The organism is Cylindrospermum sp. FACHB-282, assembly GCF_014697195.1.
In the GTDB taxonomy this organism is placed as follows: Bacteria; Cyanobacteriota; Cyanobacteriia; order Cyanobacteriales; family Nostocaceae; genus Cylindrospermum.
This window is the reverse complement of record NZ_JACJRJ010000021.1, coordinates 15,243-34,961: the sequence shown is the minus strand read 5'-3', so window position 1 is coordinate 34,961 and position 19,719 is coordinate 15,243. Positions and strand designations below refer to the sequence as shown.

The 19,719-nt window shown below is 40.4% G+C and carries 18 protein-coding genes and 1 pseudogene; 13 read left to right on the top strand and 6 right to left on the bottom strand.

Annotation, left to right across the window (positions count from 1 at the left end; genetic code table 11):
• Nucleotides 1-330 precede the first annotated feature (330 nt).
• The 8 genes from H6G32_RS12770 to H6G32_RS12735 all read left to right on the top strand — a co-directional run bounded on the left by H6G32_RS12770 (nucleotide 331) and on the right by H6G32_RS12735 (nucleotide 8,745).
• A complete protein-coding gene (locus tag H6G32_RS12770; protein ID WP_015208932.1) occupies nucleotides 331-828 on the top strand; it encodes a bifunctional nuclease family protein in 498 nt (165 codons plus the stop codon).
• Between the two features lie 154 nt (nucleotides 829-982).
• Complete coding sequence (locus H6G32_RS12765; protein WP_190458729.1) at nucleotides 983-2,113, top strand: aldo/keto reductase; 1,131 nt, start codon at nucleotides 983-985, stop codon at nucleotides 2,111-2,113.
• Nucleotides 2,114-2,205: 92 nt separating this feature from the next.
• A complete protein-coding gene (locus H6G32_RS12760) occupies nucleotides 2,206-2,823 on the top strand; it encodes a Uma2 family endonuclease (RefSeq protein WP_190458727.1) in 618 nt (205 codons plus the stop codon).
• A gap of 240 nt (nucleotides 2,824-3,063) precedes the next feature.
• A complete protein-coding gene (locus tag H6G32_RS26775; protein WP_242046578.1) occupies nucleotides 3,064-3,357 on the top strand; it encodes a hypothetical protein in 294 nt (97 codons plus the stop codon).
• Nucleotides 3,358-3,614: 257 nt separating this feature from the next.
• On the top strand, nucleotides 3,615-4,160 hold the full coding sequence (locus H6G32_RS12750) for a hypothetical protein (RefSeq protein ID WP_190458725.1): 546 nt from the start codon (nucleotides 3,615-3,617) through the stop codon (nucleotides 4,158-4,160).
• 152 nt (nucleotides 4,161-4,312) lie between these two features.
• On the top strand, nucleotides 4,313-5,458 hold the full coding sequence (locus H6G32_RS12745; protein ID WP_190458723.1) for an AAA family ATPase: 1,146 nt from the start codon (nucleotides 4,313-4,315) through the stop codon (nucleotides 5,456-5,458).
• A gap of 2 nt (nucleotides 5,459-5,460) precedes the next feature.
• Nucleotides 5,461-6,108 carry a DUF3226 domain-containing protein gene (locus H6G32_RS12740; protein ID WP_190458721.1) on the top strand — a complete coding sequence of 216 codons (648 nt, stop codon included), beginning with the start codon at nucleotides 5,461-5,463 and terminating at the stop codon, nucleotides 6,106-6,108.
• A gap of 90 nt (nucleotides 6,109-6,198) precedes the next feature.
• Entirely contained in the window at nucleotides 6,199-8,745 is a 2,547-nt protein-coding gene (locus H6G32_RS12735; RefSeq protein ID WP_190458719.1) for a U32 family peptidase, read from the top strand.
• Nucleotides 8,746-8,772: 27 nt separating this feature from the next.
• Here H6G32_RS12735 and H6G32_RS12730 read toward each other — a convergent pair whose 3' ends face one another.
• Nucleotides 8,773-9,138: a hypothetical protein gene (locus tag H6G32_RS12730; protein ID WP_242046577.1), complete on the bottom strand. Its 366-nt coding sequence runs from the start codon at nucleotides 9,136-9,138 to the stop codon at nucleotides 8,773-8,775.
• A gap of 199 nt (nucleotides 9,139-9,337) precedes the next feature.
• Entirely contained in the window at nucleotides 9,338-10,762 is a 1,425-nt protein-coding gene (locus tag H6G32_RS12725) for a glycoside hydrolase family 13 protein (protein ID WP_190458714.1), read from the bottom strand.
• A gap of 125 nt (nucleotides 10,763-10,887) precedes the next feature.
• On the opposite strand from H6G32_RS12725, the gene H6G32_RS12720 reads away from it, so the two are divergent.
• A complete protein-coding gene (locus tag H6G32_RS12720; RefSeq protein ID WP_190458713.1) occupies nucleotides 10,888-11,229 on the top strand; it encodes a XisI protein in 342 nt (113 codons plus the stop codon).
• Nucleotides 11,230-11,244: 15 nt separating this feature from the next.
• On the opposite strand, the gene H6G32_RS12715 is transcribed toward H6G32_RS12720, so the two are convergent.
• Together H6G32_RS12715 and H6G32_RS12710 are read right to left on the bottom strand one after the other, a co-directional pair.
• Nucleotides 11,245-11,937, bottom strand: coding sequence for a DUF4276 family protein (locus H6G32_RS12715; protein WP_190458712.1), 693 nt, complete (start codon nucleotides 11,935-11,937; stop codon nucleotides 11,245-11,247).
• On the bottom strand, nucleotides 11,934-13,100 hold the full coding sequence (locus H6G32_RS12710) for an ATP-binding protein (RefSeq protein ID WP_190458710.1): 1,167 nt from the start codon (nucleotides 13,098-13,100) through the stop codon (nucleotides 11,934-11,936). The genes H6G32_RS12715 and H6G32_RS12710 overlap by 4 nt, the downstream gene beginning before the upstream one ends.
• Before the next feature lie 580 nt (nucleotides 13,101-13,680).
• Between H6G32_RS12710 and H6G32_RS12700 the strand changes: the two genes are divergently transcribed.
• From H6G32_RS12700 to H6G32_RS12690, 3 genes and pseudogenes are all read left to right on the top strand, one after another.
• Nucleotides 13,681-14,133: a DUF29 domain-containing protein gene (locus H6G32_RS12700; protein ID WP_190458830.1), complete on the top strand. Its 453-nt coding sequence runs from the start codon at nucleotides 13,681-13,683 to the stop codon at nucleotides 14,131-14,133.
• Nucleotides 14,134-14,366: 233 nt separating this feature from the next.
• A complete protein-coding gene (locus tag H6G32_RS12695; RefSeq protein WP_190458706.1) occupies nucleotides 14,367-15,656 on the top strand; it encodes a glucose-1-phosphate adenylyltransferase in 1,290 nt (429 codons plus the stop codon).
• A 45-nt stretch (nucleotides 15,657-15,701) separates the two neighbouring features.
• Nucleotides 15,702-16,166, top strand: a pseudogene (locus H6G32_RS12690) (AAA family ATPase).
• 196 nt (nucleotides 16,167-16,362) lie between these two features.
• Here the strand turns inward: H6G32_RS12690 and H6G32_RS27280 are convergent.
• Nucleotides 16,363-16,698 carry a hypothetical protein gene (locus H6G32_RS27280; protein ID WP_309232586.1) on the bottom strand — a complete coding sequence of 112 codons (336 nt, stop codon included), beginning with the start codon at nucleotides 16,696-16,698 and terminating at the stop codon, nucleotides 16,363-16,365.
• Nucleotides 16,699-16,766: 68 nt separating this feature from the next.
• On the bottom strand, nucleotides 16,767-16,898 hold the full coding sequence (locus H6G32_RS27275) for a hypothetical protein (RefSeq protein ID WP_309232585.1): 132 nt from the start codon (nucleotides 16,896-16,898) through the stop codon (nucleotides 16,767-16,769).
• A gap of 407 nt (nucleotides 16,899-17,305) precedes the next feature.
• Between H6G32_RS27275 and H6G32_RS12680 the strand changes: the two genes are divergently transcribed.
• Entirely contained in the window at nucleotides 17,306-19,546 is a 2,241-nt protein-coding gene (locus H6G32_RS12680) for a PAS domain-containing sensor histidine kinase (RefSeq protein WP_375539798.1), read from the top strand.
• Nucleotides 19,547-19,719 lie beyond the last annotated feature (173 nt).

Genomic DNA, 19,719 nt, shown 5'->3' with positions numbered 1-19,719 from the left:
CAAACTAACTCTATTTATTGCCTAATTAAGCATGAAATCAATTGGTAATTCTCACAAATAATCTAAAAATTCCCAGTATAATTTCCAACTTTTTTAAATATGGGGACATTAACACATTAGCATCATTCACAAGGCATACTTGGGTAAGAAGGTGATTGCCGCCGTAAACCAATTTGATTTACTCTGGTGTTCACCTCAAGGAAAGGAGTTTAATAGAAGCAATTATAGAGAATAAAAGCCTATGTTTATTCCTGTCCCAAAAACAGCCAGTCGATGGTATTATTTGTTACATAGCGCCCAATCGCTCAAAGGATTGTAGAGGCATAGCCAATGATTGAAATGAAAGTTGCTGGCATAGCATTAGATGCCATAACCCGCAGCCCGATTGTACTTTTGAAGGATGCTTCAGATCGTCGCGCTTTGCCAATTTATATCGGTCAAGAACAGGCTAGGGCAATTATGGGCGCGCTAGAAAACCAGAAGCCGCCCCGGCCCTTAACCCATGACCTGATTATGAATATTTTAGAGACATGGAACATGACTCTAGAGCGGGTTATCATTCATTCCCTGCAAAAAGATACATTTTATGCAGCGTTGATTGTCCAGCAAGGCGATGTCAAAAAAGAAATTGACGCCCGTCCTAGCGATGCGATCGCCGTAGCTCTCCGTACAAATACCCCCATTTGGGTAATGGAAGAAGTGGTGGCTGATGCTTCGATCCCCGTTGATCGCGATGCTGATGAAGCTGAACAAGAAGCCTTCCGCGAATTTATTTCCAATATCCGTCCAGAGGATTTAATCAAGCGCTTTGGTAATGGTGACAGCTAAAAAAGTGTTGAACAATGGTTGTCAAGTAGTGGGTGCTGAGTGCTAAAAAACAAAGAAGAAACAATAAAGAATTAAATAATTAATAATGAAGAAGTTACCACAATTTCTTCATTATTTAATCTTAATTCTTCACTCAGCACTCAAAACTTAAATCATGCAATACCGACGTTTTGGAAAAACGAATCTCCGTCTCTCGGTTTTTTCCTTGGGAACAATGCGCTTCTTGGCCGATGCCGAAAACGCTCAAAAGACTATTGCCAAAGCCTTGTCTTTAGGAATTAATCATCTAGAAACAGCCAGGGGTTACGGCAAAAGCGAGGAGTATCTTGGTGGGGTGCTAAAAGGTGGTTTGTCAGTACCCCGAACGGAGCTTCACATCACCTCCAAAATCCCCCCGACAGCGGATGCTGACACGATGCGTCGGTATATCGATGAATCTTTCGAACGATTAAATCTAAATTATCTAGATTGCTTGGGCATTCATGGCTTGAATACTTGGCAACATTTGCAGTGGGTACAAGCCAAAGGTGGCTGTATGCAAGCAGTTCAGGAAGCTGTTAGCGATGGTCGGGTGCGACACGTTGGTTTTTCTACCCACGGGCCATTAGAGATAATTTTGGCAGCAATCAATACAGATTTATTTGAATTTGTCAATCTGCATTATTACTATTTTTTCCAACGGCACACCCCAGCAATTCAGCTAGCAGCTGACAAGGATATGGGTGTTTTTATCATTTCTCCCGCTGACAAGGGAGGAAGGCTTTACACACCACCCCAAACCCTGAAAGACTTGTGTCAGCCATATTCACCTCTAGAGTTAAACTATCGATTTTTGCTGAGTGACAACCGCATTACTACCCTAAGTGTCGGGCCAGCAAACCCAGAGGAATTAATCGAACCGTTGAGAGTTGCTGACAGTGACGACGATTTAACATCAGCAGAGAAATGTATTTTTGATAATTTAGAAAATCAGCAAAAAACAGCTTTAGCAACTGATAAATGTAGTCAATGTTATGCTTGTTTACCCTGTCCTGAAAATATTAATATTCCCGAAGTTTTGCGGTTGAGAAATTTGGCTGTAGCTTACGATATGAAAGATTATGGGCAATATCGTTATGGGATGTTTGAAAATGCCGGTCATTGGTTCCCAGGAATGAAAGCAAGCCGCTGCACAGAATGCGGCGACTGTTTACCGAAATGTCCAGAAAGTTTAGATATTCCAGCTTTGTTAAAAGATACTCATGAGCGATTAAACGGGAAAACAGGCAGAAGATTGTGGGGTTAAGTAATTCAAAATTAAAAATTCAAAACAGATTGAGGAAATAATCATTACCAAATATGTTAATATGCTTTTAGGCATCGCTTTCAGGTAAAAATATGCAAATAACAGAACAGCGATATTACACCGCAGAACAATATCTGGAACTAGAAGAAGCTGCTGAATACAAAAGCGAATATATTGACGGTCAAATTATTCCTATGGCGGGTGGAACATTAAATCACAACCAAATAGCACTCAACTTAAGCGGTGAGTTGAATTTTGCTTTCAAAAAGCAGAACTACCATGTTTGTATAGCTGATGTCCGTTTGTGGATACCCCACAAGCGAATCTACACTTATCCAGATGTGATGATTGTGGCGGGTGAACCAGAATTTTTCAATAACCGCCAAGATATAATTATGAACCCACAGGTAATTATTGAGGTTTTGTCTAAATCTACCAAAGCTTATGATCGTGAGGATAAATTTGAGGCTTACCGCACAATTCCTACTTTCCAAGAATATCTGTTAATTGACCAAAACAGGATTCATGTAGAGCAATTTTCTAAAAGTGGGAAGAAGCGATGGACGTTGTGTGAGTATGACGAAGAAGATGTGGCGATCGCATTATCCTCAGTGCCTTTTGAGATTTTCCTGCAAGATTTATACAACAAGGTGAAGTTTGAAATTGTAGAGTCCCAAGGTGAAAAACCTGATGTAAAGGGATTAGTGTAAAAGCGTGAAGCCCTAATTTTTATAACCTACTTATTATTTATTGTTTTGTGATTCGCGTTACTGCAATACGCTAAAATCTTCTCTAACTATCTGAACATAACAGCAATAAAATACCTATAGCGATTAAGAGTTACGTGAGGTACAGATAATATTTTGAAACGCAAAGGGACGCAAAGTAAAGCGCAGAGGTACGCAGAGATTTGTACCTCAGCAGACTAGGAAACGCTATAAAATGAAATCATGCCTACAGGCGCAGAGTACGAAGCCAAGATTGCAAGCTATAACTGGGATGATTTAATCAACCTATGGTCAGAAATCGAGTCAGGTAATACTAAGGCTCTTGGTTGGGGCACAGGTAAAGCATTAGAGTATTTAGTTGTACGTGCATTTCAACTTGATGGCGCTGATGTAACCTGGCCTTATAGTGTGTATATGGATGGAAAACAACTAGAGCAAATTGATGGAGTAGTTTATGTAGATGGTTTAGCTTGTCTTATAGAATGTAAAGATACAGCAGAAGAAATTAAGATTTAACCCATAGCAAAGCTACAAAAACAGCTAGAACGCAGACCTACATCAACTATTGCTAGTGTGTTTAGTCGAAATGGCTTTACAGCAGCGGCTGAAACTTTAGCAGTATCTAGTCGCCCTCAAAATGTTTTACTATGGACAGGCTCTGAAATTGATTACTCACTGCAAAATAAATGTATACGTAAGTCATTAATTAAAAAATATCGGTTCTGCGTTGAGCAAGGTCTTCCTAATTACAACATCACAATTGAGGCTGTGCCATGACTCTAGCTTATATCATTACAGAAGGTAAAACAGACAGAGAAATATTACAGCGATTGCTTCCGCAACATCTTCTTAAAGATACTAAAATTGTAGAAGGTGTAGGCTCTTATGGAGCGCGTTCTTTAGCTAGTTCACTGATGGCTACTAGGTCAACCCCTGTTGCTCTTGTGATAGATGCAGATACAGAAGATGAATCTCAGATTTCGGAAAAATCTGATTTAGTTAAATCTCTTTTACATCAAGTATTTCATGGTATTCCCTTTCAAGTTTCCCTAGCAGTTCCAGAAATAGAAATTATTTTATTACAAGATAAATCATTAATTGAGAAAATAGCTAAACGCAGTTTTACTAATTTAGAATGGCAATTTGCCCAGAGTCAGCCAAAAAGATTTCTAGCAGAAGTTTTTGGCAAAGATACGCCAGTTATTGACACAATATTGAGCAATATCAGCGATGATGACATTAAGATTTTGCAACAACACCCATTAATACAGGATTTGATTAATTTTTTATCATCTGTTGCTGTTGCACCTACAGTTTAAATAATTGTCTAACTTGTTTTAAGTTCTGGGAAATAGTAATAAATATCCCTAAATTTAATTTTAGTTTACCCTTTTTGCTAAAATGAGAGGTATCAAGACTGCTTATACTAATACCAGTCTTTGTTTCTCTGTTGTCTCTGGCTAGCAATATTATGTTGAAAAGCGTAAAAATAGAGAATTTTCGATGTTTCAAGTCTTTCGAGCTTCAGCAGCTAGGTAGAATTAATCTGCTAGTGGGTGAAAATAATAGCGGTAAAACATCAATACTAGAAGCTATTCAACTTTTATGCTCACGGACTGATCTTGATCCACTTGCGGATGTTATGACTAACCGAGGTGAAGATTTAAGGAGTGATGAGGGTAAAGAAGATCGTCAGCTTGATATTCGCCACCTTTTTTATGGCCACGAGATTGAACCTGGAAGCAAGTTTTCTATATCAGGTCTTGATGATAAAACTCTGGAGAGCCTGGATGTATCGATAGCAATGCTGCGTCAAAATAATAGCAGTTATGGTCATGATGAAGCTCATATTGATAGAGAAGAAGTTGGTTCTACTAATGAAGATTTGCAAGAGTTAAAGAAGCTCAATTTCATTGTACAATGGATGCGTAACGGGCAACAACAAGAGAAATTGTCATTATATATATCATCCGATTGTGGTCTTCCTCTAAACTCTATCAGATTGTTCCGCTACAGAAAGGGTTTGGCTTTAAGTAGTATTCCAAAAACAAAATTTATTGCATCATCTTCTTTAAAAATAGGGGAAATGATTGAGCTATTTGGGCAGGTAGTACTAACACCTGACGAAACACTTATAGAACAGGCACTTAATAAAATAGACTCGAAAATTAAACGTATCGCTCCAGTAAGTTCTCAAAAATTGATGTATTCCTCAGATTCGCGGGGTGGTTTTCTTGTACTTCTTTCTGATGGAAAGCGTGTACCAATCGGCAGTATGGGGGATGGTATTTGGCGCATTTTAGGATTAGCACTGGCTATTGTGTCTGCTAAAGACGGATATTTATTTGTAGATGAAATTGATACAGGACTTCATTTTACTGCGATGTCCAATATGTGGAAAATGATTTGGGATACAGCTAAAAGATTAAATGTACAGGTTTTTGCAACTACACATAATAATGATTGTTGGCAAAGTTTAGCTGATATTGCAAAACAAGAAGATGTATCTGATGATGGTATTAGGATTCACAGAATTGAAAAAGGTAAAGAAAAAAGTATAGTTTTTACTGAAAACCAAATTGCCATTGCTGTTGAAAGAGAACTGGAGATACGTTAGCAATGGCAAAAACTGATGGGCCGAAAAAACTGTTAGTTGAAGGTAAGGATGATGAGAGAGTTATACCAGAACTAATTGAAAAAAATGGAATTACTTGGGGTGAAAATAAAAAGGAAGCAATTATATCAATTCAAGAATGTGGAGGTTATGAAAATATTACTTCTGACCTCATATATACAGAATTACAAACTAGAGGACGCACACATTTAGGTTTGATGGTAGATGCGGATGATGACGCGTCTTTACGTTGGCAAAGTATCAGAATGGCTTGTTTGCCAAATATTGGTAATCTTCCTGAGCAAATACCAGAAACAGGATTAATTATTAGTACAGATGGAAAAAAGTTTGGTGTTTGGATTATGCCAGATAATATCATACAAGGTATGTTAGAGACTTTTTTAGGTTATATGATTCCTGAACAGGGAGAATATATTTGGCAATATGCACAGGAAGTAGCAAGAGAGGCAAAAAAGAAAGGAGCAACATTCAAAGATTCATATCTTGATAAAGCTGAAATTTACACTTGGTTAGCATGGCAAGATGAACCAGGTAGACAAATACATCAAGCTATCAAGTACAATATTTTAAATCCGCAAAATCCCAAGGTGCAGGGATTCATAACCTGGTTTAAGACTTTATACGATTTATAAGCTGATGCTGTTTTGAATAAACAAGCCCCCACAAACCCCGAATAACTTAGATAAAATCGCTATGGTGACACCTAACCCTGACTAAATCCAATGAAAAGCGAACTGACAAGTCAGCGCTGGCGCGATCGCACATCCAGCCCTTCCCCCCAACGTCCCGAACTCCTAGCCCCCGCTGGTAACTGGGAATGCGCCAAAGCAGCAGTAGAAAATGGCGCGGATGCGATTTACTTCGGGTTGGATAAATTTAACGCCAGAATGCGATCGCAAAACTTCACCCCAGCAGACTTACCCAAATTAATGCAATTTCTCCACCTGCGGGGCGTTAAAGGCTATGTCACCCTCAATACACTAATATTTCCCCAAGAACTAAGAGAAGCACAGCAATATCTCCGCACAATTATCTCTGCGGGTGTAGATGCGGTAATCGTCCAAGATGTCGGCATTTGTCGCCTCATCCGTCATCTTTCCCCCGATTTTCCCATTCACGCATCAACCCAAATGACCATCACCAGTGCAGCAGGGGTAGAATTTGCCAAATCCCTCGGTTGTCAGTTGGTGGTTTTGGCGCGGGAATGTTCCATCGCAGAAATTAACAAAATTAAACAAAAGACTTCCCTACCTCTCGAAGTCTTTGTACACGGTGCATTGTGCGTCGCTTATTCTGGACAATGTTTAACCAGCGAAGCACTAGGAGGACGTTCAGCTAACCGGGGCGAATGTGCCCAAGCTTGCCGGATGCCCTACGATTTAATAGCAGATGGGGAAATTGTCGATTTAGGCGATCGCAAATACTTACTCAGTCCCCAAGATTTAGCAGGGTTAGAAGTCCTGCCAGAATTAGTTAAATCTGGAGTAACTTCTCTGAAAATAGAAGGACGCCTCAAAGCCCCAGAGTATGTTGCTAACGTCACCCGTGTTTATCGCCAAGCCCTAGATCGGGTTGTGGAAACTTCGACAAATACAAATGTAGAGACGTTCCATGGAACGTCTCTACAACCAATGTCTTCTTCAGCGAGAGATCACTACAACCTAGAAATGGCATTCTCTCGCGGCATTTACACCGGCTGGTTTGGCGGAATTAATAATCAAGAATTGGTTCATGCCCGATTTGGCAAAAAACGCGGAGTTTACCTAGGTGAAGTTACCCGCATCCGTAACGAACAGGTGACACTCAAGCTAGAAGCACGAGTCAAACCAGGAGACGGAATTGTGTTTGACTGCGGACATCCAGAAGCGAAAGAAGAAGGGGGACGCATATATGCAGTGGAACAAAAAGGGAAAGACACTGTATTAACTTTTGGCAGAAACGACGTAAATCTGCATCGGGTACATTTGGGTGATAAAGTTTGGAAAACCAGCGACCCAGAACTAGATAAACAGTTGCGTCAAAGCTTTGCTGGCGAAAACCCCCAATTTCAGCGCCCCATTAATTTAGAGGTTTATGGTGAAATTGGACAGGCGTTAATTGCGATCGCCCGTGATGAATTTGGTAACATCGTTCAGGTGGATTCGGCAATTTCCCTAACTGAGGCACACACCAAGCCCCTCACCACCGAACGCTTACAAGAACAATTCGGTCGTCTTGGTAATACACCTTTTTCTTTGGGAACCTTGACAAATCACCTTAAATGTGATGCCATGTTACCCGTTAGCGAATTAAACCGGATGCGGCGGGAAATCGTCACACAGTTAGAAGAATTGCGAAGTCAACCCAAACGCTGGGAATTGCATTCTGATATTTCTTGGCAAAACTTACTCCCTTCACCGTCTCCCACAGTCCAAGTTTCCCCATCTCTCATTGTTTTGGTGCGCAACCTCAAACAACTGCAAGCCGCACTCCAAGCCGGAATTCAGACCCTTTACTGTGAATTTGAAGACATCCGCACCTACACAGAAGCTGTGCAAATGGTACGTCAACATTCAGCAGTTCCCACCATTTGGGTTGCACCACCTCGAATTACCAAACCAGGCGAAAACTGGATTTTGCAACAAGTCCGCGCTTCTGAGGCAGATGGTTATATAGTCAGGAATTATGACCAATTGCAATTTTTTGCTACAGAAAGATGTATTGGTGATTTTTCTCTCAATGTTGCCAACCCTTTAACAGCAGATTACTTTCAGCAACACTGTGGTTTAGAACGGGTAACAGCATCTTATGACTTGAATATTACCCAACTGGAAGATTTACTCACAAATTGTCCTCCCCAGTGGTTTGAAGTGACAATTCATCAACATATGCCAATGTTCCACATGGAACACTGCGTATTTTGTGCCTTCCTCTCCACAGGTACAGACTACACCAACTGTGGCAGACCATGTGAAAAGCAGGAAGTGAAATTGCGCGACAGAGTGGGTAGCGAACACGTCCTCAAAGCTGACGCCGGCTGCCGCAACACAGTATTTAATGGCACTGCCCAAACAGGAGCCGAATACGTACAGCGACTGATAGACCTTGGTTTACCGAACTTCCGCATCGAATTTGTAAATGAGACGCCAGAGCAGGTAAGCAAAATCATACATCGCTACCAGCAACTACTGCAAGGTGAAATCACAGGTTCCCAACTTTGGCGAGAGTTGAAGTTGCAAAATCAACTAGGTGTAACTCGTGGGCCGATGGGTGAGAAATACTCAAATTAACATAATTTGGCGAGTTGATAATTTAGCTTAATTAAGCGCCTTAGCGATCGCATCCCCTAGTTGTAGCAATACTTTTTCTTTGGCAAAATCCGCTGCTGCCCGTGCTGACTCTGCTAAGATTGTATCGGTGTTAGGTGTCAATTTTAGCGCACCTCCTAGATATCCCAATGCTTTACAGTAGTAATCGGATAAATTAGTCGAGGCCAGGCGCTTCACCGTCTGATAATCACCAGCACTAAACGCTGTATAGGCTTGGGTGTGTAAATCATTTTCGGGATTACCCAAAACATTAAGAATTGCATCAACGGCTTGATTTACCCTCTCTATCGTTAGTTCTCGTGTTTCTACGGTTTGCATATTTATTTCCAAATTTTCGGCTTTTACTTGTGGCATTGCATAGATGGATGTGTATAGCAGGCTATCACACTTACGCTCTACTTATCAGTGCTTTCTTGTTCAGGGGGTTGTAAGTCTTGTCTATCATCAGCACTAGAGTAATTGCTATTCCTGACGTTGTTATATGGTGTTCGGTTGAAAACTTAGGTCTATTGTAGAGACGTTTCATAAAACGTCTCTACGCAGGTTTTAAACCTTAACCCAAAATGCAACCAGTACGAGGGGGAAGACTTAAAGACGATTGCTCACTATTCCACTCGGCAGTACCATATAACAATTGCAATTTGTTAATATCTAAATGCGCTTTTGCTGACGCTGTACCAGCATTAACAGCAATAATCAATTTTTCAGTTCCCAAAGTTCGCGCAAAGATGTATAATTCCCCTTGTGCAAACAGTACTTGGTAATCACCTGTTCGCAAAGCTGGGTAATTTTGGCGAAGGGCAATTAGTTGTTTGTGAGTATTGAGAATTTCTCTATCCCAGTTAGATTCTAACGGAAAACCCCGCCGAGAATCTGGATCTAAAGCACCAGGTAAACCTACTTCATCACCATAATAGATACTAGGCGCACCGGGAAAGGTGAGTAATAGTAAAGTTGCTAATTCGGCGCTGGCTTTATCACCTCCAGCAATGGTTATTAACCTAGCTGTATCATGACTTGCTAACAAATTTAGTTGCGTTAGCTGAATTTCCCATGGGTATAGTTGCAGTAATTCTTGCATTTTGACAGCGTACTCAGCAGCAAACAAGGGTGGGGAGGGTTGATAGTCGCGGCCTTGCACTTGTTTTAAATCTACGCGATCGCCTGCTGTAAAAGCAATAGTCGGCCCAGCAAATAGATAATTCATCACCCCATCAAATTGGGTTCCATCCAGCCACTCACGGGAATCACCCCAAACTTCACCCACAATATAAGCATCAGGATTAATCGCTTTAACTCGCTGTCTAAACTCTTGCCAAAAACCAGGAGTTTTAATTTCAAATGGTACATCTAAACGCCAACCATCGATGCCGAATTTAATCCAATATTCGGCAATATCCATAATGTATTCCCGCACTTCTGGGTTATTGTGGTTAAATACAGGTAAAGACCGAAGTCCGGCCCAACCCTCATAGTTTGCAGGTAACTCGCCGGTGTATGGTGCTAAGGGCCAGCCGTGAATTTTAAACCAATTTACCCAAGGGGAATTGGGTCCATTTTCTAAAACGTCATGAAAAAAGAAAAATCCGCGACTGGAATGATTAAATACTCCATCAAGAACAACTTTAATATCTCGTTGATGTGCTGCATCTAGCAATTCTTTAAAAGCTTCGTTACCCCCTAAAATTGGGTCAACCTGATAATAATCATGGGTGTGATAGCGGTGATTACTCGCTGATTGAAAAATAGGTGTAAAGTAAATGGCGTTAATTCCTAAACTTTGAATATAATCTAATTCTTCCAAAATGCCCCATAAATCGCCTCCTTTATAGCCTTGGAGTGTTGGCATTGCTTCCCAATCTTCCCAACTAGCGTTATGTAACAATCGCTTGCGCGGTTGTTTGCTTTTAGCGAATCTGTCGGGGAAGATTTGATAGAATACGGCGTGTTTAACCCAGTCTGGTGTTTGAATTTGCATGAGTTTAGTTTTTAGGAACTGTGGACTTTTTAAACGCAAAGGTACGCTAAGATAAGCGCAGAGGTACGCTGAGTTTTTTATATTCTACTCATTGTTGTAGATATAGATACAGAGGAAATTAAACAATGGATAAATTAACTGAATATCCCAAACTAATCAAGCAAATTTTGACGGAATACGTAGAATTGTGCCATCGCCATCCACAAAAAGATATAGAAACATTCTTGATTGTAGATGAAGAAAAATGTCATTACATCTGGATGAATCTTGGTTGGCAAAATGGCGAAAGAATTACTGGAATGACTGTCTACGTTCGTCTGCACGATGGTAAATTCTGGATTGAGGAAGATTGGACAGAAGAGGGTATTGCTACAGATTTAGTTAGCGCTGGTGTTCCCAAGGAAGATATTGTTTTGGCATTTCATGAACCCAAGATGCGGGAGTATACAGATTTTGCAGTGACTTAATGGTGTAAATGTTGACTAAGGAGTCATGAATTGATTAATATATCCAATAAATTCTCCCAGGCTAGGAACATTCTTGGCAAGTTTTATATATAGAAATTCGTAATCTAGATTAGATGCAAGTCTATTGAGTTGTTTCTCGCTTTTATTATAATATTTTCCTACAAGGTTATAAATCTGTTCCATATCCTCAGCAGGATGAGGTCTTTGTTCCATATCGTCAGTTTGAGGATTAAATCCTAACTCTGTTTGAATTCTCTCTGGTGTGAGACTTATATCTATTTTAAAAAAATGATTCCATTCTGCTAAAAACCACGCTTCTACTTCCATAACAGCAAGAACTATGTCTACAGGAATTACTCCTTTTGGTAAGGAAGAATGTAAGCCATTTTGCAGTCTAGATTTTTGAGATATGGGTATTGGATAAACGTCTCTTAATCCTATTATTGTCTCATAGCCAGATGCGGTTAGAGAATTATACTGATCTTTCATATCTGAAACAACTTTACTGTCACCACCTGAGTTATAAATTAAAACATAAAACTTTGTTGCGGAAGTGACAGAATCTTTCATTATTAAAGTAGCAATTTTATGCCCTTCCTTAGATTGGATTTCTATGGAAATATTACTTCTGCCGGCAATTTCTCTAAGTAATTTCTTGACGAAAATTTGTTCTGTTTTACCCTCTACAAAAATAGCTAGCTTTTTCACTGTTCTATCTGCTCCTCATTGCCAAATCCCTCCATATAGAATTGAGTCGCAAAAAAGTCAAAATTGTTTAGACCAGTGAATTTAAAATCCTCAAATATTTGTTTTGAATTATGTATATTGTGAAGTTTAGCTAATCCTGGTTTTCTCTCAATAACTAACCAATACTCTAAAGGAACACCATTCATAATAAAGCGATCATTCGTAGTCATAATTAGCTGAATTAAGCCACTCTGAGCTTTACCAATAAGTAATTTAATTATTGCTGATGCTCTTTCAAAATCAAGTCCTTCCCCAATATCGTCTATCAAGATGCAACTAGTTCTTTTAGATAAAAGAGAGTAGTTTACTTGAATGATTAGAGATAATGCTCTAAACATACCTTGAGATATTAATCCTTGTGCAGTTTTATCTTTTAGGTCACTTTCCTGAACATAAATATATTGGGATTTCATATCTGGGTGAGATACTTTATCTGCTTGATCACATTCGGTTTCAATTTCAGATATATTATAACCCACGGATAACATATCTGATTTTATCGCTTCAATAAAATCTAATCCTATCTCTTTTTTTCCTAAATTGAATATATCAATTACTCTATCTTGGTCTTTTAATTCTAATTCCATCTCGTCTCTATTAGAGTTAGAAAGAAAATAATTTTTCCCTAAATATGTGCCAAACTGATAGTATCTTAATGAATTAGACCAATTATAAATTTCATCAAAAAAAGGATGTTGGATAGAATCTCTCCGTTTGAAAGCAGTGACTCCATCAACAGGAGTTTGAAAATCGATATATTGACCTAATTTTTCAGCCCAAACTTTGCCCTCACCCGATTCTTTTCTATCCAGGTAATTCTTAGAGCCAATACTAAAACTCTCTTCGATTACCTGACCGTTATTAAGTACCAATTTATAAACTTTCTTACTTTCCTGATTATGAGAATCGAAAGTTAATATCCACTCACTGAACTTACAGCTAGGAAAAATAAATACGTCACGAGATAGCAAAATTGATAGAAAGTTGATAGCTTTAAGAATTCTTGATTTACCAGAGGCATTTTTCCCAACAATTAAGTTTACATTACCTAATTGACAACCTTCTAAACGCCACTCGCTTGGCTTACCTTTATCTTCACAATATTCTACAAAATCTAATTTCATATAGTTTTACTGATTACGCTGAATTAAGGTTACTAGAGCTTAGTACAGCCCATTAGCAATAATCATACTAATTCTAATGCTATGGGAAAGCATTAGTATGTTTGGGTAGCGATCGCCATTCTAATCGGAACATTTGCCCAAACCTAACTCCCATGATAAAATTTTTTACTATATGTGGGTGGATGGTGTCTATGCCTTCCAACTATCTTGGGTCTGAGGGTTCTTCTACAGGTACTCAAGGGTGTTTCAGCAGTGCAGTATTGGGACTTGTTCGTCGTGAACATTAAGGAAGTTCTTATGATTGTACCTGCTACCTATACGATTGTCGGTTCATGCGGGGTAGCGTTGCTGCGGAGGTCTGGTGACTTAACTCCAAGTGTACTGGGAACACCGTTAGGTCTAAAAGAGGTTCCTTACCAACAAGCCAAGAGTCAACGCTGGGGGTTCGATTCCCCCACCCCGCACTTATAGATAAGCTAGTAAGTTGAGTACAGGGATACCCAACTTCATCAGCGTTATGATTTGTGGAGCGATCGCACTCGCTAGAACTAGAATCAAAGTAAAACCTATAGAAACTGCCATGTCTTCCCTAAAGACGCATTCCCAAACCCTATATGAAACTGACTACTTGCAATGGATAGAAACAACTGTGGCAAAATTGCAAAGTCAGGACTACGCAAATGTGGACTGGGAGAACCTCATCGAAGAAATTGCCGATATGGGAAGGAGTGAGCGCAAGAGTCTGAAGAGTAATCTTATTGTCATTCTGGTGCATTTGCTTAAATGGCAGTTTCAGCCTGAGAAGAGAAGCGGTAGTTGGGAAGGAAGCATCATTGAACATCGTAGACGTGTCCAAGAAGCTCTCGGTGATTCTCCTAGTCTTAAATCTTATCTGGAGAGCGTCTTTACAGAGTGTTATACACAAGCGGTTAAGCAAGCAAAAGCTGAAACTGGTTTACCAGTGGAGTCCTTTCCGCTGATTTGTCCATACGATGTGCCATTCGTCATAAATGATGAGCTTTTACCTCAGTAAACCCTCTCTTAGACTAGCGATATCGCGCAAAGCCCCCGCACTCAGGGTAAGCACACCCCATTTTTTCTAGCAATTAATACAAATGTTCTATATTCTGACTTATTAGCAGCGCTGTTCATCACCAGCAGTATTCTGGAAAATTCATCCCTGAGAATCTTTGATCCCCCCTTATCAGCTGCCACATACAGTCCTAAACTGAAGGGGAGAGTTGAAAGGCAGTCGGGAGAAATTTTGTGAAAAAAGTATTATCAATCATTCTTGGTGGGGGTGCGGGTACTCGGCTTTATCCGCTAACCAAACTCCGTGCTAAACCAGCAGTCCCAGTGGCAGGAAAGTACCGCTTGATAGATATCCCTGTTAGCAACTGCATCAATTCAGAAATTTTCAAAATCTACGTTCTGACACAGTTTAACTCAGCTTCCCTAAATCGCCACATCGCCCGTACTTACAACTTTAGCGGCTTCAGCGAGGGGTTTGTGGAAATTTTAGCTGCACAACAAACACCAGAAAATCCCAACTGGTTCCAAGGTACAGCCGATGCTGTGCGTCAGTATATCTGGATGTTGCAGGATTGGGATATAGACGAATTTCTGATCCTCTCAGGTGATCACCTGTACCGCATGGACTACCGCCTGTTTATCCAGCGTCACAGGGAAACCAATGCTGATATTACTCTCTCAGTCATCCCCATAGACAATCGCCGCGCCTCAGATTTTGGCTTGATGAAAATCAATGAGTCTGGTAGGGTAATCGACTTTAGCGAAAAACCCAAAGGCGAAGCTTTAGACAAAATGCGGGTTGATACGACTGTGTTGGGTTTGACCCCAGAACAAGCCGAACAGCAGCCCTACATCGCCTCGATGGGGATTTATGTCTTTAAAAAAGATGTTTTGATCAAATTGTTGAAAGAATCTTTAGAACGGACTGATTTTGGTAAGGAAATTATTCCTGATGCTGCCAAGGATTACAACGTTCAAGCGTACTTGTTTAATGACTACTGGGAAGACATAGGTACTATCGAAGCATTTTATGATGCAAATTTAGCACTGACTCAGCAACCCCTACCACCTTTTAGCTTCTACGATGAAGAAGCACCAATTTACACCCGCCCACGGTACTTACCGCCGACTAAGCTGTTAGAGTGCCAGATTACAGAATCGATTATTGGCGAAGGTTGCATTTTGAAAAATTGCCGCATTCAGCATTCTGTTTTGGGAGTGCGATCGCGAATTGAATCTGGCTGTATTATCGAAGAATCCCTACTTATGGGAGCAGATTTTTACCAACCCTCTGTAGAACGCCAGTGCAGCATAGAAAAAAATGACATTCCTGTAGGCATCGGTACGGATACTCTAATTCGCCGTGCCATCATCGATAAAAATGCCCGCATCGGTCATGATGTCAAAATCATCAATAAAGATAACGTGCAAGAAGCCGAACGCGAAAGTCAAGGTTTTTACATTCGCAGTGGCATTGTCGTTGTGCTGAAAAATGCTGTAATCCCCGATGGAACCATCATTTAGTCATTAGTTATTAGTCATTAGTCATTAGTTAAGGACAAAGGACAAATGACTAAACTCCTATTGCTGATTGGTCTTCCTGGTAGCGGTAAGTCAACTTTGACAAAACAATTACTGGCAGAATGCCCCCAAATGCAGCTAATTTCTACAGATGTCATTCGGGGGCAGCTGTTCGGTTCAGAAGCTATTCAGGGTTCATGGCTACTGATTTGACGGGAAATAGAGCGGCAATTTCAGCAAGTTATCACCGCAGGTAGACCAGCAATTTTTGACGCCACCAACGCCCAAAGGCGCTATCGCCGTCAACTCATCACCTTAGCCCGCGATTTCGGCTTTACTGATATTACGGGGGTGTGGGTGAGAACGCCAGTTTGGCTGTGTTTGGCACGCAATCAAAGGCGTGTTCGCCAGGTTCCTGAAGAAATTATCTGGCGAATGCATCGCCAACTCCAGGATGCTCCCCCCAGTCTGGAAGAAGGACTAGACAGCCTGATTCACCTTCACTGTAGCTAGCTAATTTAGTACAAACAATTAAAAAACGGAGGATCTGCACAACTTCCCCAGGGATATTCACAATTGGCCGAAGAGCAGGTGCAGCATGAGCGCCTATGCCCTTGATATAATTTAAATCCTGATAACTACCATTCATTAGATTCTTGTAAGGATGGCAATATGTTTCCAGCTTTTCTCATACCGATATCTCAAAAACTTAAAAAGTAATTTCTTTGCCTCCCTCGGTGAAATTCACCTCTTTAATATTCCATTGGACATTACTTGTGAGAGTTTTGCGCAGACTACCAAACAGAGCAAACTGCTCACAACTAGAAAGAGAAGCTAATTGCCGCTTTGATTCAGGAGATACTCGTAAATCTACTGTAGCTACGCCTTTTTTGACATTGACACGATACCCAGACAAGCTAAAATCGCTTGTGTCTCGTTGCTCTAAGATTTTAACCACTGTAGCTTTTATGGGTTCCTCCGCTGGCACTGAAGCTTGCTGTGGAATTAGTTCTTGACATTGAGTATCGCTTGTATATAAAGTCACATTTGTAGTTTTGCTACTAGTAGCTTGAGTAGATGCAGAAAGTGTATTTTGCTGGGCAGATTTAGCCCTCAGTTGAGGTATGGTTGCTTTTTGACTTGGGCTTGGACTTGGGCTTGGACTTGGGCTTGGGCTTGGACTTGGGCTTGGTGAGGATAAGCTGTTTGGTGTTGTTGCAGGCGCAAGTGCTTCGCTGTCAACATTAGGAGAGGTAGGGCTAGAACTGCAACTGCCCAGTCCAGCAAAAAGTGTCACAATAAAAAAATATGATATGTATCTTTTGTGTGTGTTCATAATTTTGTTAAAAATAATGCTTATGGTATCAGCTTTAGTGTTGCCGCTATCAATTCGGCAAAAAATTTTAAAATTTGTCTAATTTTTGCGAAACTCTACTTGTTTATTTATATATACAGGCTATTTCCAAAACCAATATATATAGAACTTAAATTCCTCTATGCCATCCACATCATTGAGTTAAGTTGGGGAGCATCCCATTTTTAAGTGCGCCTCAGCTATTAATGTTGGTTACTGGAAGTCATGGGGAAAAATATAACTGCTGTCAACTTCAGATCCCTGGTGGGTAAACGACGAAACTATGGATAGTGATCTCATGACTCTAGATAAAAATACTTACGAGTCTCTTCAACAAGAACTGGTAGAACTACGTCAGCTAGTTAGCAGTTTAGGTGAGACCAAGACCTCGACCACCCTGAAATATGACCAAGAGCAGATGGGCTTATTCATAGAATACACCCCTGCTGCGATCGCTATATTTGACTGTCAAATGCGCTACATCTTGGCGAGTCGCCGCTGGAAGCAAGATTACGGCTTGGGTGAGGAAGACTTTATCGGTCGCTCTCATTATGAAGTTTTTCCGGAGATTTCCCAGTATTGGCGGGACATTCACCAACGCTGTTTGGCGGGAGCCATCGAAAAATCTGAAGAAGATACCTTTTCTCGTAGAGACGGAACAACTGATTCGGTGAAGTGGGAGATCAATCCTTGGTATGAAAAGTCTGGTGAAATCGGCGGGATCATCATTTTGACCGAAGTAATTACCCCTTGCAAACCGGCAGAAACAGCAATAAAACCACTGAATGACGAGCTAGAAGCCAAAGCATATCATTTGTTTGATATTACTGAACAGCAAGCTGCCCTAGGCCAACGCCAACTCCCTGAAGCTCACCTTGAAGAGCAAGAGCAGTTCTTCCGCAGTATTTATGATGGTTTTGCTCAAGTAATATTCGTGGTCGATGTTTTGGAAAATGGTGAATTTTGTTATTCTGGCTGGAACACATCGGCAGAGGAAGCAACAGGAGTTAGTAAAGAAGAAGCCATTGGTAAAACTCCTGTAGATGTGCAAGGATCTGTTGGCGGTGCATCAGTAATACAGCGATACAAAAGCTGCATAGAAGCCGGTGTAAGCATTACCTATGAAGAATGTTTACCTTTCCGTGGTCAAGATACTTGGTGGATGACTAAAATAAATCCCCTAAAAAACAGCGCGGGTCAAATTTATCGACTGGTGGGGACAACATTTAATATTACAGAACGTAAACAAGCAGAAGAAGCACTCAAACAAAGCCAGCACTTTGTTCAACGTATTGCCGACTCTTCTCCAAATATTCTCTACATCTTCGACCTACAAGAACAGTGCAACGTTTACGCGAATCATCAACTTGGCACTGTTCTCGGCTATTCTGATAAAGAAATTCAATACATGGGGCCACAAATTCTTGCCAATATTACTCATCCAGATGATGAAGAAAAAATTCTAATTCACCAACAAAAATTTATTACTGCCAAGGATGGTGAGATTTTTGAGCTTGAATTTCGGGTGAGACAAGCAAATGGTGAATGGTGCTGGTTCTACAGTCGGGAGACTGTGTTCAGCCGCACTGATGACGGAAATATCAGGCAAATTCTTGGTGTGTCAACTGATATTACTGACCGCAAGAAAGCCGAAATTCAATTGCAACAACAAGCCCAGAATTTAGAGCGTACTCTGCGTGAACTGCAACAGACCCAAGCTCAACTGATTCAAAGTGAAAAAATGTCTTCAGTAGGTAGTATGGTTGCAGGTGTTGCCCATGAGATTAATAATCCAGTCAATTTCATTCATGGCAATCTGGTTCCAGCCAGTGAATATACCAGAGATTTGTTGAGACTAGTCGAACTCTATCAAAAATACTATCCCAATCCCCCAGAAGAGATTAAAGCAGAAATCGCAGCTATCGACCTTGATTTTCTCAAAGAGGATCTAATCAAACTTATTCAGTCTATGTGCGTAGGAACTGATCGCATTCGGGCAATTGTCCTGTCACTGCGGAATTTCTCCCGCTTAGATGAAGCTGATTTCAAGCGGGTGGACATCCATGAAGGTATTGACAGTACTTTAATGATTCTACAAAACCGCTTGAAAGCTAAACCAAACCATCCAGAAATTTCGGTGATTAAAGAGTATGGCAAACTTCCCCCTGTTGATTGCTATCCTGGTCAACTAAATCAGGTATTTATGAATCTTATAAGCAATGCTATTGAAGCTTTGGAAGAGCTATGTCTGGAGGGCAAAAGACAAATTTATATTCAAACTGAAGTTTTCAATGACAACTGGATATCAATCAAAATATCGGATAATGGTGTAGGGATTAGCAAAGAAGTAATTTCCAAACTATTTGACCCTTTCTTTACTACTAAAGATGTGGGCAAAGGCACAGGACTGGGACTTTCTATCAGTTACCAGATTGTCGTGGACAAACATTGTGGTAAATTATATTGTCACTCGAAACCTGGAGAAGGAGCAATGTTTGTGATTGAGATTCCCATTACTCAGTCAGTAGTTCACAAGTAATATCAAAAAAGTATGTCAGTTTAAAAAAACCTTTAAGGATAAAGCTTTCCCGGTTTTTGTATAAAAGTATCGGTAGACCCCAAATTAGTTAAAACTTCCATATCAAATATCAACTGCGCTTCCCCTAAATCCCCGACTTCTTCAAGAAGTCGGGGATCTGAAGACTCATCTAT